This is a genomic window from Bacillus sp. FSL E2-0195 (genome assembly GCF_038003645.1).
GTDB lineage: Bacteria > Bacillota > Bacilli > Bacillales > Bacillaceae_G > Bacillus_A > Bacillus_A mycoides.
Window position 1 is genome coordinate 252,501 of sequence record NZ_JBBOPN010000001.1, and the last position, 25,000, is coordinate 277,500.

The 25,000-nt window shown below is 41.0% G+C and carries 15 protein-coding genes, 2 tRNA genes, 5 rRNA genes and 2 riboswitches (1 of these 24 running past the window's edge); of the genes, 19 read left to right on the forward strand and 3 right to left on the reverse strand.

Annotated features, from left to right (window positions below; translation table 11 throughout):
- The 8 genes from MHH59_RS01475 to tsaD all read left to right on the forward strand — a co-directional run.
- A 23S ribosomal RNA gene (locus MHH59_RS01475) occupies positions 1–2,520 on the forward strand (it extends 402 nt beyond the left edge of the window).
- Positions 2,521–2,622: 102 nt separating this feature from the next.
- Positions 2,623–2,738, forward strand: a 5S ribosomal RNA gene (gene rrf, locus MHH59_RS01480).
- 12 nt (positions 2,739–2,750) lie between these two features.
- Positions 2,751–2,827 (forward strand) — tRNA-Met (locus MHH59_RS01485).
- A gap of 3 nt (positions 2,828–2,830) precedes the next feature.
- Positions 2,831–2,906: transfer RNA gene (locus tag MHH59_RS01490), tRNA-Asp, on the forward strand.
- 174 nt (positions 2,907–3,080) lie between these two features.
- Positions 3,081–3,554: a tRNA (adenosine(37)-N6)-threonylcarbamoyltransferase complex ATPase subunit type 1 TsaE gene (gene tsaE, locus MHH59_RS01495; protein WP_002009995.1), complete on the forward strand. Its 474-nt coding sequence runs from the start codon at positions 3,081–3,083 to the stop codon at positions 3,552–3,554.
- Complete coding sequence (gene tsaB / locus MHH59_RS01500) at positions 3,535–4,227, forward strand: tRNA (adenosine(37)-N6)-threonylcarbamoyltransferase complex dimerization subunit type 1 TsaB (protein WP_002124827.1); 693 nt, start codon at positions 3,535–3,537, stop codon at positions 4,225–4,227. Before tsaE ends, tsaB begins: the two co-directional genes overlap by 20 nt.
- Positions 4,228–4,240: 13 nt before the next feature.
- Entirely contained in the window at positions 4,241–4,684 is a 444-nt protein-coding gene (gene rimI, locus MHH59_RS01505; RefSeq protein ID WP_340850763.1) for a ribosomal protein S18-alanine N-acetyltransferase, read from the forward strand.
- Positions 4,684–5,700, forward strand: coding sequence for a tRNA (adenosine(37)-N6)-threonylcarbamoyltransferase complex transferase subunit TsaD (gene tsaD, locus MHH59_RS01510; RefSeq protein ID WP_340850764.1), 1,017 nt, complete (start codon positions 4,684–4,686; stop codon positions 5,698–5,700). The genes rimI and tsaD overlap by 1 nt, the downstream gene beginning before the upstream one ends.
- A 413-nt stretch (positions 5,701–6,113) precedes the next feature.
- On the opposite strand, the gene MHH59_RS01515 is transcribed toward tsaD, so the two are convergent.
- Entirely contained in the window at positions 6,114–8,036 is a 1,923-nt protein-coding gene (locus MHH59_RS01515) for an ABC-F family ATP-binding cassette domain-containing protein (protein ID WP_090835618.1), read from the reverse strand.
- Positions 8,037–8,223: 187 nt separating this feature from the next.
- Here MHH59_RS01515 and MHH59_RS01520 point away from each other — a divergent pair, with 187 nt between their 5' ends.
- A complete protein-coding gene (locus MHH59_RS01520; RefSeq protein WP_000372704.1) occupies positions 8,224–8,853 on the forward strand; it encodes a redox-sensing transcriptional repressor Rex in 630 nt (209 codons plus the stop codon).
- A gap of 29 nt (positions 8,854–8,882) precedes the next feature.
- On the opposite strand, the gene MHH59_RS01525 is transcribed toward MHH59_RS01520, so the two are convergent.
- Together MHH59_RS01525 and MHH59_RS01530 are read right to left on the reverse strand one after the other, a co-directional pair.
- On the reverse strand, positions 8,883–9,074 hold the full coding sequence (locus MHH59_RS01525) for a YdiK family protein (RefSeq protein WP_001246201.1): 192 nt from the start codon (positions 9,072–9,074) through the stop codon (positions 8,883–8,885).
- On the reverse strand, positions 9,071–9,820 hold the full coding sequence (locus MHH59_RS01530; RefSeq protein ID WP_002009988.1) for a CPBP family intramembrane glutamic endopeptidase: 750 nt from the start codon (positions 9,818–9,820) through the stop codon (positions 9,071–9,073). Before MHH59_RS01530 ends, MHH59_RS01525 begins: the two co-directional genes overlap by 4 nt.
- A 402-nt stretch (positions 9,821–10,222) precedes the next feature.
- Here MHH59_RS01530 and groES point away from each other — a divergent pair, with 402 nt between their 5' ends.
- From groES to MHH59_RS01580, 10 genes are all read left to right on the forward strand, one after another.
- Complete coding sequence (gene groES, locus MHH59_RS01535) at positions 10,223–10,507, forward strand: co-chaperone GroES (RefSeq protein ID WP_002009985.1); 285 nt, start codon at positions 10,223–10,225, stop codon at positions 10,505–10,507.
- Between the two features lie 37 nt (positions 10,508–10,544).
- The gene (groL, locus tag MHH59_RS01540; protein ID WP_002029451.1) at positions 10,545–12,179 is read left to right on the forward strand and encodes a chaperonin GroEL; all 1,635 of its coding nucleotides are present in this window, start codon (positions 10,545–10,547) and stop codon (positions 12,177–12,179) included.
- 139 nt (positions 12,180–12,318) lie between these two features.
- Positions 12,319–12,420, forward strand: a riboswitch (purine riboswitch).
- A 165-nt stretch (positions 12,421–12,585) separates the two neighbouring features.
- The gene (guaA, locus tag MHH59_RS01545) at positions 12,586–14,124 is read left to right on the forward strand and encodes a glutamine-hydrolyzing GMP synthase (protein WP_122974556.1); all 1,539 of its coding nucleotides are present in this window, start codon (positions 12,586–12,588) and stop codon (positions 14,122–14,124) included.
- 155 nt (positions 14,125–14,279) lie between these two features.
- A riboswitch (purine riboswitch) is annotated at positions 14,280–14,381 on the forward strand.
- Between the two features lie 127 nt (positions 14,382–14,508).
- The gene (locus MHH59_RS01550) at positions 14,509–15,834 is read left to right on the forward strand and encodes an NCS2 family permease (protein WP_002091603.1); all 1,326 of its coding nucleotides are present in this window, start codon (positions 14,509–14,511) and stop codon (positions 15,832–15,834) included.
- Positions 15,835–15,979: 145 nt separating this feature from the next.
- Positions 15,980–16,681, forward strand: a complete 702-nt coding sequence (locus tag MHH59_RS01555; RefSeq protein WP_002029454.1) for a response regulator transcription factor — start codon at positions 15,980–15,982, stop codon at positions 16,679–16,681.
- Positions 16,665–18,170, forward strand: a complete 1,506-nt coding sequence (locus tag MHH59_RS01560; protein WP_016126477.1) for a sensor histidine kinase — start codon at positions 16,665–16,667, stop codon at positions 18,168–18,170. Before MHH59_RS01555 ends, MHH59_RS01560 begins: the two co-directional genes overlap by 17 nt.
- Before the next feature lie 295 nt (positions 18,171–18,465).
- Positions 18,466–20,017, forward strand: a 16S ribosomal RNA gene (locus MHH59_RS01565).
- A 146-nt stretch (positions 20,018–20,163) separates the two neighbouring features.
- Positions 20,164–23,085, forward strand: a 23S ribosomal RNA gene (locus MHH59_RS01570).
- A gap of 49 nt (positions 23,086–23,134) precedes the next feature.
- A 5S ribosomal RNA gene (gene rrf, locus MHH59_RS01575) occupies positions 23,135–23,250 on the forward strand.
- Together the 16S, 23S and 5S rRNA genes form the textbook arrangement of a ribosomal RNA operon.
- Positions 23,251–24,110: 860 nt before the next feature.
- Positions 24,111–24,839, forward strand: coding sequence for a DsbA family oxidoreductase (locus MHH59_RS01580; protein WP_002016772.1), 729 nt, complete (start codon positions 24,111–24,113; stop codon positions 24,837–24,839).
- Positions 24,840–25,000: the final 161 nt, after the last annotated feature.

Genomic DNA, 25,000 nt, shown 5'->3' on the forward strand with positions numbered 1-25,000 from the left:
CTTGAATGTATCCTGAGTACGGCGGAACACGTGAAATTCCGTCGGAATCTGGGAGGACCATCTCCCAAGGCTAAATACTCCCTAGTGATCGATAGTGAACCAGTACCGTGAGGGAAAGGTGAAAAGCACCCCGGAAGGGGAGTGAAAGAGATCCTGAAACCGTGTGCCTACAAATAGTCAGAGCCCGTTAATGGGTGATGGCGTGCCTTTTGTAGAATGAACCGGCGAGTTACGATCCCGTGCGAGGTTAAGCTGAAGAGGCGGAGCCGCAGCGAAAGCGAGTCTGAATAGGGCGTTTAGTACGTGGTCGTAGACCCGAAACCAGGTGATCTACCCATGTCCAGGGTGAAGTTCAGGTAACACTGAATGGAGGCCCGAACCCACGCACGTTGAAAAGTGCGGGGATGAGGTGTGGGTAGCGGAGAAATTCCAATCGAACCTGGAGATAGCTGGTTCTCCCCGAAATAGCTTTAGGGCTAGCCTTAAGTGTAAGAGTCTTGGAGGTAGAGCACTGATTGAACTAGGGGTCCTCATCGGATTACCGAATTCAGTCAAACTCCGAATGCCAATGACTTATCCTTAGGAGTCAGACTGCGAGTGATAAGATCCGTAGTCAAGAGGGAAACAGCCCAGATCGCCAGCTAAGGTCCCAAAGTGTGTATTAAGTGGAAAAGGATGTGGAGTTGCTTAGACAACTAGGATGTTGGCTCAGAAGCAGCCACCATTTAAAGAGTGCGTAATAGCTCACTAGTCGAGTGACTCTGCGCCGAAAATGTACCGGGGCTAAATACACCACCGAAGCTGCGAATTGATACCAATGGTATCAGTGGTAGGGGAGCGTTCTAAGTGCAGTGAAGTCAGACCGGAAGGACTGGTGGAGCGCTTAGAAGTGAGAATGCCGGTATGAGTAGCGAAAGACGGGTGAGAATCCCGTCCACCGAATGCCTAAGGTTTCCTGAGGAAGGCTCGTCCGCTCAGGGTTAGTCAGGACCTAAGCCGAGGCCGACAGGCGTAGGCGATGGACAACAGGTTGATATTCCTGTACCACCTCTTTATCGTTTGAGCAATGGAGGGACGCAGAAGGATAGAAGAAGCGTGCGATTGGTTGTGCACGTCCAAGCAGTTAGGCTGATAAGTAGGCAAATCCGCTTATCGTGAAGGCTGAGCTGTGATGGGGAAGCTCCTTATGGAGCGAAGTCTTTGATTCCCCGCTGCCAAGAAAAGCTTCTAGCGAGATAAAAGGTGCCTGTACCGCAAACCGACACAGGTAGGCGAGGAGAGAATCCTAAGGTGTGCGAGAGAACTCTGGTTAAGGAACTCGGCAAAATGACCCCGTAACTTCGGGAGAAGGGGTGCTTTCTTAACGGAAAGCCGCAGTGAATAGGCCCAAGCGACTGTTTAGCAAAAACACAGGTCTCTGCGAAGCCGTAAGGCGAAGTATAGGGGCTGACACCTGCCCGGTGCTGGAAGGTTAAGGAGAGGGGTTAGCGTAAGCGAAGCTCTGAACTGAAGCCCCAGTAAACGGCGGCCGTAACTATAACGGTCCTAAGGTAGCGAAATTCCTTGTCGGGTAAGTTCCGACCCGCACGAAAGGTGTAACGATTTGGGCACTGTCTCAACCAGAGACTCGGTGAAATTATAGTACCTGTGAAGATGCAGGTTACCCGCGACAGGACGGAAAGACCCCGTGGAGCTTTACTGTAGCCTGATATTGAATTTTGGTACAGTTTGTACAGGATAGGCGGGAGCCATTGAAACCGGAGCGCTAGCTTCGGTGGAGGCGCTGGTGGGATACCGCCCTGACTGTATTGAAATTCTAACCTACGGGTCTTATCGACCCGGGAGACAGTGTCAGGTGGGCAGTTTGACTGGGGCGGTCGCCTCCTAAAGTGTAACGGAGGCGCCCAAAGGTTCCCTCAGAATGGTTGGAAATCATTCGTAGAGTGCAAAGGCATAAGGGAGCTTGACTGCGAGACCTACAAGTCGAGCAGGGACGAAAGTCGGGCTTAGTGATCCGGTGGTTCCGCATGGAAGGGCCATCGCTCAACGGATAAAAGCTACCCCGGGGATAACAGGCTTATCTCCCCCAAGAGTCCACATCGACGGGGAGGTTTGGCACCTCGATGTCGGCTCATCGCATCCTGGGGCTGTAGTCGGTCCCAAGGGTTGGGCTGTTCGCCCATTAAAGCGGTACGCGAGCTGGGTTCAGAACGTCGTGAGACAGTTCGGTCCCTATCCGTCGTGGGCGCAGGAAATTTGAGAGGAGCTGTCCTTAGTACGAGAGGACCGGGATGGACGCACCGCTGGTGTACCAGTTGTTCTGCCAAGGGCATAGCTGGGTAGCTATGTGCGGAAGGGATAAGTGCTGAAAGCATCTAAGCATGAAGCCCCCCTCAAGATGAGATTTCCCATAGCGTAAGCTAGTAAGATCCCTGAAAGATGATCAGGTTGATAGGTTCGAGGTGGAAGCATGGTGACATGTGGAGCTGACGAATACTAATAGATCGAGGACTTAACCATATAATATGAAGCTAATGTTATCTAGTTTTGAGAGAATATAAAAAACTTATTGACTTTAAATGTCGAATGAGTTATGATGATTCTTGTCTTAAATGAATATAGTCTGGTAATGATGGCAGAGAGGTCACACCCGTTCCCATACCGAACACGGAAGTTAAGCTCTCTAGCGCCGATGGTAGTTGGGACCTTGTCCCTGTGAGAGTAGGACGTTGCCAGGCTATTTATATCATCGCGGGGTGGAGCAGTACGGTAGCTCGTCGGGCTCATAACCCGAAGGTCGCAGGTTCAAATCCTGTCCCCGCAACCAAATGGTCCCGTGGTGTAGTGGTTAACATGCCTGCCTGTCACGCAGGAGATCGCCGGTTCGACCCCGGTCGGGACCGCCATTTTATATAAAGAAAAGAACGAAACAAGTTGTTTCGTATTTTTTTATTTGTTTTAACAAAAAACTAATAAAGACAGTCAAACTATCCTTAGGAAAACTCCTAAGGACTTTTTTATATATTTAAAACCTGTATAATAAAGAGCAGAGAACATTGTGAGTAAAGTAGGTGAAGTCTGTGAGTAAATATGAAATAACAACAAAATCTTCCGAAGAAACCCAGCGATTATCAGAAAAATTAGGGAGACTTGTAAAGGAAAAAGATGTAATTATTTTAGAAGGTGATCTTGGAGCTGGCAAGACGACTTTTACAAAAGGACTAGCAAAAGGTCTTGGAGTGAAAAGAGTCGTAAATAGTCCTACCTTCAATATTATTAAAGAATATAAAGGAAGATTACCGCTATATCATATGGATGTGTATCGTTTAGCGGAAAGTGAAGAAGATTTAGGATTTGATGAGTATTTCTATGGTGAAGGGATTACAGTAGTAGAATGGGCTCATTTAATAGAAGCATATTTACCGAATGAGAAGTTGCAAATTAGTTTATTCCATGCTGGAGATGATACAAGAAAAATTGTACTCGAGCCAATTGGAGATCGCTATATTAGATTATGTGAGGAGCTATTACAAGATGAAAGTACTAGCAATTGATACTTCAAATTACGTAATGGGTGTATCCCTTATTGAGGAAGGGAACGTGATTGGGGAAATCATTACAAATTTAACAAAAAACCATTCTGTACGTCTTATGCCAGCTGTAGAGAAACTGTTAAAAGAATGCGGTGTAAAACCGAAAGAATTGACTAAAATTGTTGTAGCAGCTGGACCGGGATCATATACAGGTGTTCGTATAGGTGTGACAGCGGCAAAAACATTAGCTTGGTCACTTCAAATACCAATTGTAGGTGTATCAAGTTTGGAAGTGGTGGCTGCAAATGGTACTAATTTTAATGGACTAATTTGTCCTTTATTTGATGGCCGACGTGGTCAAATTTACACGGGGTTATATACATATGAAGGAGAGCGTATAACTTCAATAGAAGAAGACCGAATTATTCTTATTGTTGACTGGTTGCAAATGTTAAAAGATAAAGAACAGCCTGTTTTATTTATTGGTAACGATGTTAAATTGCATAAAGAAACAATTGTAGAATATTTAGGTGATCAAGCTGTATTTGCTCCGTTCACTAAGAATAACCCAAGACCAAGTGAATTAGCATTTTTAGGATTACAAAAAGAAGAACAAGACGTGCATACGTTTGTTCCTAGCTATCTTCGTTTAGCTGAAGCTGAAACAAAATGGTTAGAAAGTCAAAAACAATAGGGGCCTACAGAAGATGGATATGATATTTAGAAAGATGGTACTCGATGATATTGCTCAAATTGTAGCTATTGAAGAAGCATCTTTTTCAACCCCTTGGACTGCAGATGCCTTTCACCGTGAATTAGAGGTGAATGAACATGCACATTATGTCGTGCTAGAAAAAGATGGTCTCGTAATTGGATATTGTGGATTGTGGATAATTATTGATGAATCACATGTAACAAATATAGCTATCCTGCCGGAATACAGAGGTCAAAAGCTAGGGGATGCCTTATTAAAAGAAGTCATTTCCGAAGCGAAAGGTTTAGGAGTAAAAACAATGACACTTGAAGTACGCATGTCAAATGAAGTAGCAAAGCAGTTATACAGAAAATACGGATTTCAAAATGGTGGGATTCGTAAACGATACTATGCAGACAATCAGGAAGATGGTCTTGTAATGTGGGTGAATATATAATGAAAAAAAATACTATTATACTTGGTATTGAAACAAGCTGTGATGAAACAGCTGTAGCAGTTGTTAAAAATGGAACGGAAATCATTGCGAATGTCGTTGCATCGCAAATTGAAAGTCATAAGCGTTTTGGCGGAGTTGTACCAGAGATTGCATCCCGTCATCATGTAGAAGAAATCACAGTTGTGTTAGAAGAAGCTTTAAAAGAAGCGAATATCACTTTTGAGGATATTGATGCAATTGCTGTAACAGAAGGACCAGGTTTAGTCGGAGCACTTTTAATAGGTGTAAATGCAGCGAAAGCTGTGGCTTTTGCTCATGATATCCCTCTAGTTGGTGTTCATCATATTGCTGGTCATATTTATGCGAATCGTTTAGTAAAAGAAGTACAATTCCCGTTACTATCGCTTGTTGTATCCGGTGGACATACGGAGCTTGTTTATATGAAAGAACATGGTTCATTTGAAGTGATTGGTGAAACGCGAGATGATGCGGCAGGAGAAGCTTACGATAAAGTAGCTCGTACATTATCAATGCCTTATCCAGGTGGTCCTCATATTGATCGCCTTGCGCATGAAGGAAAACCAACAATTGATTTGCCTCGTGCGTGGCTAGAACCTGATTCGTATGATTTCAGCTTTAGTGGATTGAAATCAGCAGTTATCAACACTGTGCATAACGCAAAACAGCGCGGTATAGAAATTGCACCAGAAGATTTAGCAGCAAGTTTCCAAGAAAGTGTAATAGATGTACTTGTAACGAAAGCGTCTCGTGCAGCAGATGCTTATAATGTAAAACAAGTGCTTCTTGCTGGTGGAGTAGCTGCTAATAAAGGGCTTCGTGCACGTTTAGCAGCAGAATTTGCACAAAAAGAAAATATAGAGCTAATTATTCCTCCTCTATCTTTATGCACAGATAATGCAGCGATGATTGCGGCTGCAGGTACAATTGCATACGAACAAGGAAAACGCGCTACATTAGCTTTAAATGCAAATCCAGGATTAGATATTGAAGCATAGTTATACACAAAATTAACCACAGCTTGTGGATAAAACCCGAATTATCTGTTGATAATTTGGGTTTTTTTGTGTACATAAAATGTGTATAACTTTTTATCTAGTTGTGGATAATGTGGAAAAGTTATTTGAAAGTTTATATTATAAAGGTGGATATGTGTATAACCTTGTGGATAACATAGAGGAAGTCTGACCTTTGAAGAAATTCTTTTTTGGGAAATAAAAAACAAAGAGATGTCCAAAAAACATTTTGAAACATCCTCCTCTTATTATATAAGGTGCTACTATTGTCAATCCTTGTCGAATGGTTTGTATAATTTCATTTATTATGGTATTGATTCCAAAACAGAAAATAAAAAGGAGGTCATCTCGTCAAAAAGCCCGACTTATGAGACATCCTCCTCTTTTAAATTCTCTTATATATGCAGTTCTTCCCATTCTGCCATACAAGCTTCAAGCTGTTCTTGCAGTGTTTGTTTTTTAGTTGTAATTTCACTAGCCTTTTCATAATCTGCATATATTTCTGGTAAGCAAAGTTGGTCTTCTAACGTAGCAATTTCTTCTTCTAAGCCTACGATATTTTGTTCCAGTTCTTCAATTTTTCGAGTACGTTGACGCTCTAACTGTTTACGTTCTTTTTCTTCGAGATAATTTAATTTTTCTTGTGCCACCACTTTTTGAACAGGTACTTCATCTTCTTGCTCTAGTTCCGCACGTTCAATCATTTCATTTTTCTTTTCAACGTAATAATCGTAATCACCTAAATATTCTTGTGCACCTTCTGTTGATAACTCAACAACGGTTGTCGTTACGCGATTAATAAAGTAGCGGTCATGAGAGACGAATAGAAGAGTACCTGGGTAATCAATTAAAGCATTCTCCAAAATCTCTTTACTATTTAAATCAAGATGGTTTGTTGGCTCATCGAGAATTAATAAATTGGATTTTTGCATCATAAGTTTTGCAAGAGCTAGTCGAGCCTTTTGTCCACCACTAAGAGAAGATACTGGTTTGAGTACATCATCCCCTGTGAATAAAAAGTTGCCTAGTATAGTGCGAATTTCTTTTTCGGGCTGCAATGGATATTCATCCCATAATTCATTTAAAACTCGCTTCGAAGATGTTAAGTTGGCTTGTTCTTGATCATAATAACCAACAGATACGTTTGACCCGAAAGCAACGTTTCCATGTAATAGCTGTAACTTATTCACAATGGATTTTAATAATGTAGATTTTCCAATTCCGTTTGGCCCAACTAAGGCAACACTGTCACCGCGAGTTAAGCGCATATTTACATGTTCAATAATCGGTTCCTGATAATAGCCAATAGTTGCATCTTTCACTTGTAAAACATCATTTCCACTTTGTTTTTCAATATCGAAGTGGAAGGAAGCTGATTTAGAATCGCCTAATGGTCTAGTTAATACTTCCATTCTGTCTAATTGTTTACGGCGACTTTGAGCGCGTTTTGTCGTAGATGCACGAGCTATATTTTTTTGTACAAAGTCTTCCAGTTTAGAAATTTCATCTTGTTGTTTTTCATAACGCTTCATTTCTTGCTCGTATAGAGCTGATTTTGAGTCTAAATATTTACTGTAGTTACCAACAAATCGTCGGCTTTCCTTATTAGAAATTTCGTATACTTGTGTAACGAGTTTATCTAAGAAATAACGGTCATGGGAAACGATTAAAATCGCGCCAGGATAGCCTTGTAAATATTGTTCAAGCCATGTTAGTGTCTCGATGTCCAAATGGTTTGTAGGTTCGTCTAAAATAAGTAAGTCTGGTCTAGTTAATAATAATTTCCCAAGAGCTAATCGAGTCTTTTGTCCACCACTTAATGTGGAAATTTTCGTCTGATGCGTTTCAACTGGGAAGCCAAGACCGCTTAAAATTGAGCGTATATCCGCTTCGTACTGATAGCCGCCTTGATCTTTATAATCTAATTGTAATTGGTCATAATCAGCTAATAATTTCTCATATATAGCCGCATTTGAAAAGTTTTCTTCTTTTCCCATCTCTTGCTCTAGCCTTCGAAGTTTTGTCTCCATCTGCTGCAAGTGTGTAAAGACGGTTAACATTTCATCCCAAATTGTTAAAGACGTTTCTAATCCGGTATTTTGAGCTAAATACCCCATTGAGACATCTTTCGGTTTTATAATTTCACCACCATCATGAGATAACTCGCCAGCTATTATTTTTAATAATGTAGATTTTCCAGCTCCATTTCGTCCGACTAATGCGATACGATCTTTTGTTTGTACTTCCAATTTTATGTTTGCAAGAATCGTTTCTGCACCGTATAATTTCGAAAGCCCATTCACTTGTAATAATATCAATGTTTTCACCTCAAATAATTTCTTAACTTTGCCATGTTTATATTTCTCAATCATACTAAAAATAGTGTATAGTTTAAAATAAAGAGAGAATACTTCTTCTCTTTATTATACAAGGAAATTCATGAGTACTAAACTTCTGTATTTGATTCAAGTATAAGAATAAAGATAGGAAGAGAGGAGAGGTTATATGGATCAGCAAAAAATTCCACAGGCCACTGCCAAACGATTGCCTCTATACTATCGATTTATCCAAAACTTATCTCTTTCTGGTAAGCAACGTGTTTCATCAGCCGAATTGAGTGAAGCGGTAAAGGTTGATTCCGCAACTATTCGAAGAGATTTTTCATATTTTGGAGCGTTAGGGAAAAAAGGATATGGATATAACGTAAATTATTTATTATCATTTTTCCGTGAAACACTCGACCAAGATGATATAACACGCGTGGCACTTATTGGAGTAGGTAATTTAGGGACCGCTTTCTTACATTATAATTTCACGAAAAACAATAATACAAAAATTGAAATGGCGTTTGATGTTAGTGAAGAGAAAGTTGGAACAGAAATCGGAGGCATTCCTGTATATCATTTGGATGAACTAGAAGAACGTTTATCAACTGATATACAAGTGGCAATATTAACGGTACCCGCTACAGTAGCGCAATCTGTGGCAGATAGATTGGCAGAAACGAACGTGCATGGTATTTTAAATTTCACACCAGCACGCTTAAATGTGTCAGAGAATATAAGGATTCATCACATTGATTTAGCTGTAGAGTTACAAACTCTTGTTTACTTTTTGAAGAATTATCCACAATAAAACGCAGAGGAGATGACCTCTGCGTTTTATTATTGTTTTTTCTTTGTGAATTTAACTAAGATAAGGCGAAGTGCCAAATTAAAATCAATTGTTGCCATAACTGCAAATAGTATTGTCCACATATTCCAGATTGTATCTGTTACGTTCGTAATGGCGAAGCGTGTAAAGATACATCCAAGAAGAAAGTACAATGCAGCCATGAACAATGGTGAGTTTCTCATACTAAAAATCCTCCGATAAAGCCTTGCATTTTTTCAGCTTCTTTAATCATTTCTTGAATTTGCTCATTGCTTACTACAACTTGAGCAACTGCAACTAATGTATTCATTGCAACATGAGCTGCAATAGGAACTATAATTCGTTTCGTTTTTACGTATAAAAAGGCGAATACGAGCCCCATAGAAGTGTATACCAATAAGTGAGTAAAATCAAAATGAATCGCCGCGAATACAAGTGAACTAATAATAGCGGCAATAAAGAAGTTAAACTTCTTATAAAGTGTACCGAATAAAATTTTTCTAAATACGATTTCTTCCAAAATAGGTCCTATTATAGATATGACAATAAGGAACCAAGGTGTCGTTCTTGCGATGTCCATAAGTCTTGCTGTATTTTCAGATCCCGGTGTAATCCCTAATAAACGCATTTCGATCATACCGGCAATGCTTTGTGAGAACAGCGCTAAGAAGAAACCAATAAAAATCCACCCAATTGTAGCTGGAACAGTAGAGCGCATTTTATCTAAATGCCTGTCACGAATGTCTGTTCTGAGTAACCAAAGTACAACGCATAATGCAATGAAAAAGCTAATGATAGCCCAATGACCAGTTATGAGTTGAAGTTTTTCCTCTCTAGTAAATCCCCTATTATCGTATAGTCCAGTTTTCAGGAGAAGCGGTAACCCGGCAATGCCTGATAACTGCATTAAAATGTATGTAACGATAATCCACCAATATTGTTTTTTCAAATGGTTTAACCATCCTTTCTAACGCTAGTGTATGAGATAAGGTAGGATAACATGTAAATATGCTACCTACGATATAAACTTTCATTTGAATTATATTTTTTTTGTAAATAAGTATTTGAAAATAAAATAGGAGACAGGAAAAAGTTGTACGTTTAGCGAAAACAACTTAGGGTGTCTTTCATATTGTAACATACAAGAAGTGGGAACAACGATTCATATAGTAAAGGCAGTAGAAGAAGTAATGATATCTAGGAAAGTGCATAAAGTAATTTGCGAAAAAATTATGATTTTTTTACTTGCAAAAGAAATTGAGATTATTTATTATTAGAAGTGTGTTAGCACTCGTGTGACTTGAGTGCTAATAAATAAAATTTACATAACAAAATGAGGAGGTTATTGTTCATGCTAAAGCCATTAGGTGATCGCGTTGTAATTGAACTTGTTCAAGCAGAAGAAAAAACAGCAAGTGGTATTGTATTACCAGAAACTGCAAAAGAAAAACCACAAGAGGGTAAAGTTATTGCAGTAGGTACAGGCCGAGTGCTTGAAAATGGTGAGCGTGTTGCTTTAGAGGTAGCAGCAGGTGATCTTATCATCTTCTCAAAATATGCAGGTACTGAAGTGAAATACGAAGGTACAGACTACTTGATTTTACGTGAAAGTGACATTTTAGCAATTATCGGTTAATTATATACATTTTAAAAATCCAAGGGGGTCAATTATTATGGCAAAAGATATTAAATTTAGTGAAGAAGCACGTCGTTCGATGCTTCGCGGTGTCGACACTCTTGCAAACGCAGTAAAAGTAACGCTTGGACCAAAAGGTCGTAACGTTGTACTTGAGAAAAAATTTGGTTCACCACTTATTACAAATGACGGTGTAACAATCGCAAAAGAAATCGAATTAGAAGATGCATTCGAAAACATGGGTGCGAAATTAGTAGCAGAAGTTGCTAGCAAAACAAACGATGTAGCTGGTGACGGAACGACAACTGCAACTGTATTAGCGCAAGCTATGATTCGTGAAGGTCTTAAAAACGTAACAGCTGGTGCAAACCCAATGGGTCTTCGTAAAGGTATCGAAAAAGCTGTTACTGCTGCAATTGAAGAATTAAAAGCGATTTCTAAACCAATCGAAGGTAAATCTTCTATCGCACAAGTAGCTGCTATTTCTTCGGCTGACGAAGAAGTAGGTCAATTAATCGCTGAAGCAATGGAGCGCGTTGGTAACGACGGCGTTATTACTTTAGAAGAATCTAAAGGATTCACAACAGAATTAGACGTAGTAGAAGGTATGCAATTTGATCGTGGATATGCATCTCCTTACATGATTACTGATTCTGACAAAATGGAAGCAGTTCTTGATAACCCATACATTTTAATTACTGACAAAAAGATTTCTAACATCCAAGAAATCTTACCAGTATTAGAGCAAGTGGTACAACAAGGTAAACCACTTCTTATCATTGCTGAAGATGTAGAAGGCGAAGCTTTAGCTACATTAGTAGTGAACAAACTTCGTGGTACATTCAATGTAGTTGCTGTTAAAGCTCCTGGATTTGGTGACCGTCGTAAAGCAATGCTAGAAGATATCGCAATCTTAACTGGTGGCGAAGTAATCACTGAAGAATTAGGACGTGACTTAAAATCTGCTACAGTTGAATCTTTAGGACGTGCTGGTAAAATTGTTGTAACGAAAGAAAACACAACTGTAGTTGAAGGTATTGGAAATTCACAACAAATCGAAGCTCGCATCGGTCAAATCCGCGCGCAATTAGAAGAAACTACTTCTGAATTCGATCGTGAAAAATTACAAGAGCGTCTTGCTAAACTTGCGGGCGGTGTAGCAGTAATTAAAGTAGGTGCAGCAACTGAAACTGAGTTAAAAGAGCGCAAACTTCGCATTGAAGATGCACTTAACTCAACTCGTGCAGCAGTAGAAGAAGGTATTGTTGCAGGTGGTGGTACTTCACTTATGAACGTATACACAAAAGTAGCTTCTATCGTAGCTGAAGGCGACGAAGCAACAGGTATCAACATCGTACTTCGTGCACTAGAAGAGCCAGTTCGTCAAATCGCAATCAACGCTGGTCTAGAAGGATCTGTAGTTGTAGAGCGTCTAAAAGGCGAAAAAGTAGGCGTTGGTTTCAACGCAGCTACTGGCGAATGGGTTAACATGCTTGAGTCTGGTATCGTAGATCCAGCTAAAGTAACTCGTTCTGCACTTCAAAACGCAGCATCTGTTGCAGCTATGTTCTTAACGACTGAAGCTGTAGTTGCTGACAAGCCAGAACCAAATGCACCAGCAATGCCTGACATGGGCGGCATGGGCATGGGCGGTATGGGCGGAATGATGTAATTCCGTTCTCCCGAAAAACATCCACTTCTATATAGAAGTGGATGTTTTTTTATGTTTTTGAGCGCAGGAAAATAATTTCTGTAGAATTTTGTCGCTTTCTCTCTTGACCATACTGATACTTCATTGTTAGAATCTAGGAAGATAATATAAAACAATCCTTCATATATCCTCGATGATATGGTTTGAGAGTCTCTACCGGGTTACCGTAAACAACCTGACTATGAAGGCAGTGCGTCTTATATTTATAAAGAGCGGAAGACTATCTTTCTTTATAAAGCCAGACCCCTGCCTTTTCTTTGTCATGAGACTAGAGGCGGAGGACTGGCTTTTTTTATTATATTAGTAATGCTTTTCGCCAAATTGGTGAAAATATTTATATACGAGAACTAACGTTGGGGTGATTATTTTGAAGAAGCAGCATGATACAATTATCGTTTTAGATTTTGGGAGTCAGTACAATCAGTTAATAGCACGTCGAATTCGTGAGTTCGGTGTATACAGTGAACTTCATCCACATACAATTACTGCAGAAGAAATTAAAGCAATGAATCCAAAAGGGATTATCTTCTCTGGTGGACCAAATAGTGTATACGGTGAAGGTGCATTACATTGTGATGAAAAAATCTTTGAACTAGGATTACCGATTTTCGGTATTTGTTACGGTATGCAGCTTATGACACAACACTTTGGTGGTAAAGTAGAACGTGCCAACCACCGTGAGTATGGAAAAGCTGTTCTTAAAGTAGAGAACGAATCAAAATTATATGCGAACCTTCCAGAAGAGCAAGTTGTATGGATGAGCCATGGTGACTTAGTAACTGGTTTACCTGAAGGATTCGTAGTAGATGCAACAAGTGAGTCTTGTCCAATTGCTGGTATGAGCAATGAAGCGGAAAACTTATACGGTGTACAATTCCACCCAGAAGTACGTCACTCTGAGCACGGTAACGATTTAATTAAAAACTTCGTATTCGGCGTATGTGGTTGTTCTGAAGGATGGAACATGGAGAACTTTATAGAAGTAGAATTAGAGAAGATCCGTGAAACTGTTGGAGACAAAAAAGTATTATGCGCACTTAGTGGCGGTGTAGACTCTTCTGTTGTAGCAGTATTAATTCATAAAGCGATTGGTGACCAATTAACATGTATTTTCGTGGACCACGGTTTACTTCGTAAAGATGAAGCAGAAGGTGTTATGAAAACATTTAGCGAAGGCTTCCATATGAACGTTATTAAAGTGGATGCACAAGAGCGCTTCATGAACAAGTTAAAAGGTGTAGAAGATCCAGAGCAAAAACGTAAAATCATTGGTAATGAATTCATTTACGTATTTGATGATGAAGCTTCTAAATTACAAGGAATGGACTTCCTAGCGCAAGGTACACTTTACACGGATATCGTTGAAAGTGGTACAGCAACTGCACAAACAATTAAATCTCACCATAACGTTGGTGGACTTCCAGAAGACATGCAGTTCAAATTAATTGAGCCTTTAAATACTTTATTTAAAGACGAAGTACGTGTATTAGGATCAGAACTAGGAATTCCTGATGAAATCGTATGGCGTCAACCATTCCCAGGCCCTGGTCTTGGTATTCGTGTATTAGGTGAAATTACAGAAGAGAAATTAGAAATCGTTCGTGAATCTGATGCAATTTTACGTGAAGAAATTATAAAAGCAGGATTAGACCGCGAAGTTTGGCAATACTTCACTGCGCTTCCTGGTATGCGTAGCGTAGGTGTTATGGGTGACGAGCGTACTTACGATTACACAGTAGGTATCCGTGCAGTAACATCTATCGATGGTATGACAGCTGACTGGGCACGTATCCCTTGGGACGTATTAGAGAAAATCTCTGTACGTATCGTAAACGAAGTAAAACACGTTAACCGTATCGTGTATGATATAACAAGTAAGCCACCAGCAACTATTGAGTGGGAATAGTATTGTAATAAAAAAGATCCATCTATCGTTCATGTATAGATGGATCTTTTTGTTTTCACCCTTAATACGAACGAAAATATAAAAATTTATAAAAATGTTCGTTTTTAAATTGACAAAACCACCTCATCGAGTTAATATGAGTATGTAATTCAAACGAAAAGTGAATATTATGCCGTCGTATAATATCGGGGATATGGCCCGAAAGTTTCTACCTAGCTACCGTAAATGGCTTGACTACGAGGCGTTTTGATAAAGATGAGGGGAAACTTGTCTTTATTCATAGAACGCTTCCATGTATATGCAATGGAAGCCTTTTTTATTTTTATAGATAAAAGAGGGCTAGGGGAAATACGGCGAGTAATCATATAACGGGGGAAACGTAAGATGAAACGCTATTTTCAGTTTGATGAACTCGGCACAAATTATAAAACAGAGTTCATAGCAGGTTTAACGACATTTCTATCTATGGCTTACGTACTATTTGTCAATCCTGCTACGCTGTCGCTTGGAAATGTTAAAGGATTACCGGCAGGTACAGGAATGGATCCAGGTGCAGTATTCGTTGCTACAGCATTAGCAGCGGCGATTGGTTCGTTAATTATGGGGATATTTGCGAAGTATCCGATTGCTTTAGCGCCAGGTATGGGAATAAACGCGTTCTTTGCTTATACAGCGGTGTTAACGATGGGAATTCCGTGGCAAACGGCAATTGCTGGAACATTAATGTCAGGTATTATCTTTATTATTCTTACTGCTTCAGGTATTCGTGAAAAAATCATTAATGCAATTCCAGTAGAGTTAAAGTTTGCAGTAGCGGCGGGTATTGGATTATTCATTGCCTTCCTTGGATTCCAAAACGCTGGAATTATCGTAAAGAATGATGCTGTTCTTGTTGGGTTGGGGGACTTAACAAAGGGCACAACGTTACTAGCAATCTTCGGAGTTGTTACTACAATCATTTTCATGATTAAAAAAATAAATGGTGCAGTTTTCTACGGTATGATCCTTACGGCGATCTTAGGAGTAGCGACTGGATTAATTGATACACCAAAAGCTGTAGTGGGAGCAATACCGAGTCTAGAACCAACGTTCGGGGTAGCATTAACTCACTTTGGAGACATTTTCACTGTTGAAATGGCGATTGTTATTATAACGTTCTTCTTTATCGATTTCTTTGATACAGCAGGTACGCTTGTAGCGGTTGCGAATCAAGCGGGATTAATGAAGAACAATAAATTACCACGTGCAGGTAAAGCGTTATTTGCAGATGCGATTGCAACTGTAATTGGTGCGATTTTAGGTACATCAACAACAACGTCTTACATTGAATCGTCTGCGGGAGTAGCAGCAGGAGGACGTTCTGGATTTACAGCGGTTGTAACAGCAGGGTTCTTCTTACTGGCACTATTCTTCTCGCCGCTATTAAGTGTTGTGACACCAGCTGTAACAGCGCCAGCATTAATTATTGTAGGAATCTTGATGGTTTCATCTTTAGGAGAAATTGATTGGAAGAAATTTGAGATTGCAGTGCCAGCGTTCTTTACTATCATTTCAATGCCACTTACGTATAGTATCGCAACAGGAATTGCAATCGGGTTTATCTTCTATCCAATTACAATGGTTGTGAGTGGTCGTCGTAAAGAGATTCATCCAATTATGTATGTTATGGGAGTTTTATTCGTACTATATTTCATCTACGTTCGTAAATAAAAGGGGTTTTTTGAAAGGTCTAGACTTGAGGGGAGTCTAGACCTTTTTTGCGTCTTCAGAAAATCTTAAGGATTTCCGAGCGTTTTTCTTCAGAAGTTTTCTTATAATAGAAGTTAGGGATTAAAAAAGTGATGGGGGAGATAGTATGGCCGGGGAAACGATACTTGTCGTAGATGATGAAAAAGAAATTAGGAACCTTATTACAATTTATTTAAAGAACGAAGGATATAAAGTACTGCAAGCAGGGGACGGAGAAGAAGGGTTACGTATATTAGAAGAAAATGAAGTGCACTTAGTCGTATTAGATATTATGATGCCGAAAGTAGATGGTATTCATATGTGTATGAAAGTAAGGGAAGCGAAGGAAATGCCGATTATTATGCTTTCGGCAAAAACGCAAGATATGGATAAAATTTTAGGATTAACAACAGGTGCAGATGATTATGTAGCAAAACCGTTTAACCCGTTAGAGTTAATCGCAAGAATTAAATCGCAGCTACGTCGTTATATGAAAATGAATGGCTTTGCTATTCAAAATGAGGACGAGTTAGAAATTGGAGAGATGAAAATAAACATCTCCACTCATACAGTCATTGTGGATGGAGAAGAAGTGAAACTGACCCCGAGGGAATTTTCAATTTTAGAATTACTAGTCCGTAATCCGGGGATGGTCTTTAGTGCGGAACAAATTTATGAAAAGGTTTGGAACGAAAGATCTTTCCAGTCGGATAACACGGTAATGGTTCATATTCGGAAAGTGCGTGAAAAGATTGAGGAGAATCCAAGGAAGCCAATATATATAAAAACAGTATGGGGAGTGGGGTATAAGATTGAAAAAGATATTTAATCCATTTACTTATGTTAGGAAAATTCGAGAATTAATTGGAAAGATAGTGAAGAGTGTGAAACGGAGTATACGAATTCAACTTATTACTGCGTTTACTGCTTGTGCGTTGTTAGGGATTTTGTCAGCGAAGGCAGCAGCACCGTTTTTTGAGAATGCGAATCGAGAGGCGACGATCGATTATCGGGTTGGTATGGAACAAATTAATCAACAAGCTCAAAGTGTGGCAAGTAGTTCAGTTCATGAAAATAAATTAGAAGCTATATCAACTATGATTGAAATAGAGAATCAAAATTTAGAACAAAACTCTAGAGCTTTAAAAGTATTGGTCACTGACGAGAGCGGTAAAGTTTTATATAAAACGAAGCAGGCGCAAGAAGAGCAAATTGATTTGCATAATACAATTCGTAATGCATCATCGTTTGCGATTAATTATATGAATGGTAGAAAAGAATTTGAAAGTACGAGAAAAGAATTTATAGCTTTTGCACCTATTACAATAGAAGATAAGAATTTATACATGTTTGTTAGTGGGATTCCAGAAGGTGAAGTAATATATGATACGCAAGAAGGACCGTTTCCGTTTTTCATAGGTGTACTTGTATTTATTTTCTCTTTCTTCTATATAACAAAGAGAAAGATGAAGCAAATTGAAGCGATGGCACAAGGTGTCAAGGAAATAGAAAAAGGAAACTTAGCGTACCGTATTGAGAAAAAAGGTGAAGATGAGATTGCGTCTTTAACTGAGAATATTAATAATATGGCGGAAGAGCTTATGAATAATATAGAAAAGGAACGTAAATTAGAGAAGCAAAAGAATGAGCTTATTACGAATGTATCACACGATTTACGTACACCACTGACTTCTATAATGGGTTACTTGCGATTACTTCGAGATTCTAAATATGAAAATAAAGAACAACATGATGAGTATACGAGAATTGCTTTTGCAAAGTCGGAGCAGTTAAAGAATTTAATAGAAGATTTATTTGAGTATACGAAGTTAACGAATGAACAAGTTGTATTAGAAAAACAGGAAGTGTGTGTAAATGAGTTACTTGATCAATTAATAGAAGAGTTAGTACCACAAGCGGAAGAGCATGGCCTTATGTTTGTTAAGAAGTTTCCTGAGGAACGTGCATATGCGATGATTGATTCGGAAAAGATGGTCCGTGTATTCGACAACTTACTAATGAATGCAATTAAGTATAGTAAAGATGACGGAGAGATAAAAGTTTCTCTTCAAAGGCAGCGCAGGAATATACAAATTGTTATTGCGAATCATAGTGAAGAGTTTACGAGAGAAGAGTTAGGGAACTTGTTTGAACGGTTTTATAAGAAAGATCAATCTAGAAGTAGAGTAACAGAAGGTTCGGGGCTCGGATTAGCTATTGCGAAAAGTATTGTTGAGTTGCAAGGTGGTAGTATTCGAGCTGAGTATGAGGACGGGATCGTTCAGTTCATCGTTTCATTACCAATTATAGAAAAATAATAAATGAATAGAATGTTATAGGATAAAAAGGCTTATTTTAAAAGGGATAAGCCTTTTTATATTTTTTTAGAAAAACATATTGACGATTAGAGTTTAGAGGTGTAATATAGAACAAGTCGCCGATAGCAACAACGCAGAAAGCGACAAAAGAAATAAAAAAACTTGGTTGACATTGAAATATGAAAATGTTAACATAAGGGAGTCGCAAATGAGCGGCAAACAAGTTCTTTGAAAACTGAACGAAACAAACAACGTGAACGTCAATTTTTATTTTTAGATGCTAGACAAACTAACTTTATTGGAGAGTTTGATCCTGGCTCAGGATGAACGCTGGCGGCGTGCCTAATACATGCAAGTCGAGCGAATGGATTAAGAGCTTGCTCTTATGAAGTTAGCGGCGGACGGGTGAGTAACACGTGGGTAACCTACCCATAAGACTGGGATAACTCCGGGAAACCGGGGCTAATACCGGATAATATTTTGAACTGCATAGTTCGAAATTGAAAGGCGGCTTCGGCTGTCACTTATGGATGGACCCGCGTCGCATTAGCTAGTTGGTGAGGTAACGGCTCACCAAGGCGACGATGCGTAGCCGACCTGAGAGGGTGATCGGCCACACTGGGACTGAGACACGGCCCAGACTCCTACGGGAGGCAGCAGTAGGGAATCTTCCGCAATGGACGAAAGTCTGACGGAGCAACGCCGCGTGAGTGATGAAGGCTTTCGGGTCGTAAAACTCTGTTGTTAGGGAAGAACAAGTGCTAGTTGAATAAGCTGGCACCTTGACGGTACCTAACCAGAAAGCCACGGCTAACTACGTGCCAGCAGCCGCGGTAATACGTAGGTGGCAAGCGTTATCCGGAATTATTGGGCGTAAAGCGCGCGCAGGTGGTTTCTTAAGTCTGATGTGAAAGCCCACGGCTCAACCGTGGAGGGTCATTGGAAACTGGGAGACTTGAGTGCAGAAGAGGAAAGTGGAATTCCATGTGTAGCGGTGAAATGCGTAGAGATATGGAGGAACACCAGTGGCGAAGGCGACTTTCTGGTCTGTAACTGACACTGAGGCGCGAAAGCGTGGGGAGCAAACAGGATTAGATACCCTGGTAGTCCACGCCGTAAACGATGAGTGCTAAGTGTTAGAGGGTTTCCGCCCTTTAGTGCTGAAGTTAACGCATTAAGCACTCCGCCTGGGGAGTACGGCCGCAAGGCTGAAACTCAAAGGAATTGACGGGGGCCCGCACAAGCGGTGGAGCATGTGGTTTAATTCGAAGCAACGCGAAGAACCTTACCAGGTCTTGACATCCTCTGAAAACTCTAGAGATAGAGCTTCTCCTTCGGGAGCAGAGTGACAGGTGGTGCATGGTTGTCGTCAGCTCGTGTCGTGAGATGTTGGGTTAAGTCCCGCAACGAGCGCAACCCTTGATCTTAGTTGCCATCATTAAGTTGGGCACTCTAAGGTGACTGCCGGTGACAAACCGGAGGAAGGTGGGGATGACGTCAAATCATCATGCCCCTTATGACCTGGGCTACACACGTGCTACAATGGACGGTACAAAGAGCTGCAAGACCGCGAGGTGGAGCTAATCTCATAAAACCGTTCTCAGTTCGGATTGTAGGCTGCAACTCGCCTACATGAAGCTGGAATCGCTAGTAATCGCGGATCAGCATGCCGCGGTGAATACGTTCCCGGGCCTTGTACACACCGCCCGTCACACCACGAGAGTTTGTAACACCCGAAGTCGGTGGGGTAACCTTTATGGAGCCAGCCGCCTAAGGTGGGACAGATGATTGGGGTGAAGTCGTAACAAGGTAGCCGTATCGGAAGGTGCGGCTGGATCACCTCCTTTCTATGGAGAATTGATGAACGCAGTTCATCAATAAACGTTGACTTGTTTTGTTTCGTTCAGTTTTGAGAGAACTATCTCTCAAGTTTAAATGTATGTTCTTTGAAAACTAGATAACAGTGTAGCTCATATTTTTTTAATTTTAGTTTGGTTAAGTTAGAAAGGGCGCACGGTGGATGCCTTGACACTAGGAGTCGATGAAGGACGGGACTAACGCCGATATGCTTCGGGGAGCTGTAAGTAAGCTTTGATCCGAAGATTTCCGAATGGGGAAACCCACTATACGTAATGGTATGGTATCCTTACCTGAATACATAGGGTATGGAAGACAGACCCAGGGAACTGAAACATCTAAGTACCTGGAGGAAGAGAAAGCAAATGCGATTTCCTGAGTAGCGGCGAGCGAAACGGAATCTAGCCCAAACCAAGAGGCTTGCCTCTTGGGGTTGTAGGACATTCTATACGGAGTTACAAAGGAACGAGGTAGACGAAGCGACCTGGAAAGGTCCGTCACAGAGGGTAATAACCCCGTAGTCGAAACTTCGTTCTCTCTTGAATGTATCCTGAGTACGGCGGAACACGTGAAATTCCGTCGGAATCTGGGAGGACCATCTCCCAAGGCTAAATACTCCCTAGTGATCGATAGTGAACCAGTACCGTGAGGGAAAGGTGAAAAGCACCCCGGAAGGGGAGTGAAAGAGATCCTGAAACCGTGTGCCTACAAATAGTCAGAGCCCGTTAATGGGTGATGGCGTGCCTTTTGTAGAATGAACCGGCGAGTTACGATCCCGTGCGAGGTTAAGCTGAAGAGGCGGAGCCGCAGCGAAAGCGAGTCTGAATAGGGCGTTTAGTACGTGGTCGTAGACCCGAAACCAGGTGATCTACCCATGTCCAGGGTGAAGTTCAGGTAACACTGAATGGAGGCCCGAACCCACGCACGTTGAAAAGTGCGGGGATGAGGTGTGGGTAGCGGAGAAATTCCAATCGAACCTGGAGATAGCTGGTTCTCCCCGAAATAGCTTTAGGGCTAGCCTTAAGTGTAAGAGTCTTGGAGGTAGAGCACTGATTGAACTAGGGGTCCTCATCGGATTACCGAATTCAGTCAAACTCCGAATGCCAATGACTTATCCTTAGGAGTCAGACTGCGAGTGATAAGATCCGTAGTCAAGAGGGAAACAGCCCAGATCGCCAGCTAAGGTCCCAAAGTGTGTATTAAGTGGAAAAGGATGTGGAGTTGCTTAGACAACTAGGATGTTGGCTCAGAAGCAGCCACCATTTAAAGAGTGCGTAATAGCTCACTAGTCGAGTGACTCTGCGCCGAAAATGTACCGGGGCTAAATACACCACCGAAGCTGCGAATTGATACCAATGGTATCAGTGGTAGGGGAGCGTTCTAAGTGCAGTGAAGTCAGACCGGAAGGACTGGTGGAGCGCTTAGAAGTGAGAATGCCGGTATGAGTAGCGAAAGACGGGTGAGAATCCCGTCCACCGAATGCCTAAGGTTTCCTGAGGAAGGCTCGTCCGCTCAGGGTTAGTCAGGACCTAAGCCGAGGCCGACAGGCGTAGGCGATGGACAACAGGTTGATATTCCTGTACCACCTCTTTATCGTTTGAGCAATGGAGGGACGCAGAAGGATAGAAGAAGCGTGCGATTGGTTGTGCACGTCCAAGCAGTTAGGCTGATAAGTAGGCAAATCCGCTTATCGTGAAGGCTGAGCTGTGATGGGGAAGCTCCTTATGGAGCGAAGTCTTTGATTCCCCGCTGCCAAGAAAAGCTTCTAGCGAGATAAAAGGTGCCTGTACCGCAAACCGACACAGGTAGGCGAGGAGAGAATCCTAAGGTGTGCGAGAGAACTCTGGTTAAGGAACTCGGCAAAATGACCCCGTAACTTCGGGAGAAGGGGTGCTTTCTTAACGGAAAGCCGCAGTGAATAGGCCCAAGCGACTGTTTAGCAAAAACACAGGTCTCTGCGAAGCCGTAAGGCGAAGTATAGGGGCTGACACCTGCCCGGTGCTGGAAGGTTAAGGAGAGGGGTTAGCGTAAGCGAAGCTCTGAACTGAAGCCCCAGTAAACGGCGGCCGTAACTATAACGGTCCTAAGGTAGCGAAATTCCTTGTCGGGTAAGTTCCGACCCGCACGAAAGGTGTAACGATTTGGGCACTGTCTCAACCAGAGACTCGGTGAAATTATAGTACCTGTGAAGATGCAGGTTACCCGCGACAGGACGGAAAGACCCCGTGGAGCTTTACTGTAGCCTGATATTGAATTTTGGTACAGTTTGTACAGGATAGGCGGGAGCCATTGAAACCGGAGCGCTAGCTTCGGTGGAGGCGCTGGTGGGATACCGCCCTGACTGTATTGAAATTCTAACCTACGGGTCTTATCGACCCGGGAGACAGTGTCAGGTGGGCAGTTTGACTGGGGCGGTCGCCTCCTAAAGTGTAACGGAGGCGCCCAAAGGTTCCCTCAGAATGGTTGGAAATCATTCGTAGAGTGCAAAGGCATAAGGGAGCTTGACTGCGAGACCTACAAGTCGAGCAGGGACGAAAGTCGGGCTTAGTGATCCGGTGGTTCCGCATGGAAGGGCCATCGCTCAACGGATAAAAGCTACCCCGGGGATAACAGGCTTATCTCCCCCAAGAGTCCACATCGACGGGGAGGTTTGGCACCTCGATGTCGGCTCATCGCATCCTGGGGCTGTAGTCGGTCCCAAGGGTTGGGCTGTTCGCCCATTAAAGCGGTACGCGAGCTGGGTTCAGAACGTCGTGAGACAGTTCGGTCCCTATCCGTCGTGGGCGCAGGAAATTTGAGAGGAGCTGTCCTTAGTACGAGAGGACCGGGATGGACGCACCGCTGGTGTACCAGTTGTTCTGCCAAGGGCATAGCTGGGTAGCTATGTGCGGAAGGGATAAGTGCTGAAAGCATCTAAGCATGAAGCCCCCCTCAAGATGAGATTTCCCATAGCGTAAGCTAGTAAGATCCCTGAAAGATGATCAGGTTGATAGGTTCGAGGTGGAAGCATGGTGACATGTGGAGCTGACGAATACTAATAGATCGAGGACTTAACCATATAATATGAAGCAATGTTATCTAGTTTTGAAGGAATATACCTTCATCAGTTTGGTGATGATGGCAGAGAGGTCACACCCGTTCCCATACCGAACACGGAAGTTAAGCTCTCTAGCGCCGATGGTAGTTGGGACCTTGTCCCTGTGAGAGTAGGACGTCGCCAAGCAAGCTAAAACACAAGTCTTTTGACTTGTGTTTTTTTGTATATTTGTTTCGTTAGAAACAAGGGTGGAAATATTGCTAAATCATACCAGATGGAAAAATATTTATGAAATCATGATAAAGGCGAAGTATTTTCGCTATTTTTATTAAGCGCTCATTAAACTAGATGTATTTCGTAATAGGATCATTATTGGTCATATTTTCAATATAAGAGGGAAACCTCTCTTCTTTTATAATTAATTTCTAAAAAACTTGGCGCATAATTGAAGCTTCTATACTCTAAATGATTTAATGGTTTATGAATTATATAGCTATTTCCCCTTAAAATCCTGTATACAGTATCCCTTAACTAATAAACATTAGAGGTGTTTCTGCCGGTAAATACTTCTTTTTCATGATTGGACATCTAAATCTTCTTCATTAATATACTTTTGAAAATAAATCCGTTCATCATTTCAATAATATAGATTTGTGTAATTGCTTCCTTTGAGTTTGCAGTTTGCTCAATCTATTAAACAAGCCCGTCTATATAATTGCATTTTATATAGACGGGCTTGTTTAATTTTTTATTATTATAATAGTAGCGTTTTGAGGGATGTTTTTTGTTATTAAGTATAGGGAAGTAGTACATAATCTATGAAAATGATACAGGTGCTTTCAATTATTATGAGAACAGCTATAGTATGGCTAAATATGTAGTGAGATATAGGCATGTTGAACAAGGGGCTCATTTACAATTGAAGTGTATATGTGGGTATGAAATCTTCTTTGATTAGTAGTCGTAACTTCTTGAGGCATAAATTTTTGAATTCCGTAACGTCAGTGCTACAATGATTGAAAAATAAATGTTAATGAGGTGTTCATATGAAAATTGAAGTTTGGTCTGATTTTGTATGCCCGTTTTGCTATATTGGGAAGCGTAGATTAGAAATGGCTTTAGAGCAATTTCCACATAAGAAAGATGTTGAAGTTGAGTTTAAAAGTTTTGAATTAGATCAAAATGCTCCGATCTACTCTGGAACGAGTATTAATGAAGTGCTTGCATCGAAGTATGGAATTAGTGTTGAAGAAGCTGATCGTAATAATATACAACTAGGCAATCATGCAGCTAGTATGGGTTTGAGTTTCAATTTTGAAGAGATGAAGCCAACAAATACTTTTGATGCACATCGTTTGGCGAAATTCGCAAAGGATCAGGGGAAGGAAAAGGAGATTACAGAAAATCTACTTTTTGCATATTTCACTGAATCGAGAAACTTAAGTGATGTGGAAACACTAGCTAATATTGCTGAAGCTTCCGGTCTAGATAGGGAAGAGGCTTTAAATGTTATTCATAATAAAAATGCTTATGCCAATGAGGTTAGGATTGATGAATCAATTGCTCAACAATATAAAATTACAGGGGTACCTTATTTTATTGTTAATCAAAAGTATGCTATTTCAGGTGCACAACCACTTGAAACCTTTGTTGGTGCACTTCAACAGGTGTGGGAAGAAGAGAACCCTAAGTCTGAACTTCAAGATCTTTCAATAAATAGTACAACAGATGATTATTGTGCAGATGGTAGCTGCTCGATACCTTCAAAGGAATAATATTTAATTCTTTCTTTCTATTATGGTGTGCATAATGTAATGAGGGGATAAATTTAAAATGTCATATGTATATTAATGACATCTAAATACGAATAACCTACAGTGACTTTTATAGGTTATTCGTATTTAGTTTATTTTGGGGAGTTACATTCAAGGGTATT

Excerpts from the sequence above, each read along its gene's own strand:
- MHH59_RS01555 (WP_002029454.1), top strand. The coding sequence starts at position 15,980 with ATGGCCGGGGAAACGATACTTGTCGTAGATGATGAAAAAGAAATTAGG.
- MHH59_RS01550 (WP_002091603.1), top strand. The coding sequence starts at position 14,509 with ATGAAACGCTATTTTCAGTTTGATGAACTCGGCACAAATTATAAAACA.
- groL (WP_002029451.1), top strand. The coding sequence starts at position 10,545 with ATGGCAAAAGATATTAAATTTAGTGAAGAAGCACGTCGTTCGATGCTT.
- MHH59_RS01525 (WP_001246201.1), bottom strand. The coding sequence starts at position 9,074 with ATGAGAAACTCACCATTGTTCATGGCTGCATTGTACTTTCTTCTTGGA.
- tsaD (WP_340850764.1), top strand. The coding sequence starts at position 4,684 with ATGAAAAAAAATACTATTATACTTGGTATTGAAACAAGCTGTGATGAA.
- groES (WP_002009985.1), top strand. The coding sequence starts at position 10,223 with ATGCTAAAGCCATTAGGTGATCGCGTTGTAATTGAACTTGTTCAAGCA.
- MHH59_RS01520 (WP_000372704.1), top strand. The coding sequence starts at position 8,224 with ATGGATCAGCAAAAAATTCCACAGGCCACTGCCAAACGATTGCCTCTA.
- rimI (WP_340850763.1), top strand. The coding sequence starts at position 4,241 with ATGGATATGATATTTAGAAAGATGGTACTCGATGATATTGCTCAAATT.
- MHH59_RS01580 (WP_002016772.1), top strand. The coding sequence starts at position 24,111 with ATGAAAATTGAAGTTTGGTCTGATTTTGTATGCCCGTTTTGCTATATT.
- tsaB (WP_002124827.1), top strand. The coding sequence starts at position 3,535 with ATGAAAGTACTAGCAATTGATACTTCAAATTACGTAATGGGTGTATCC.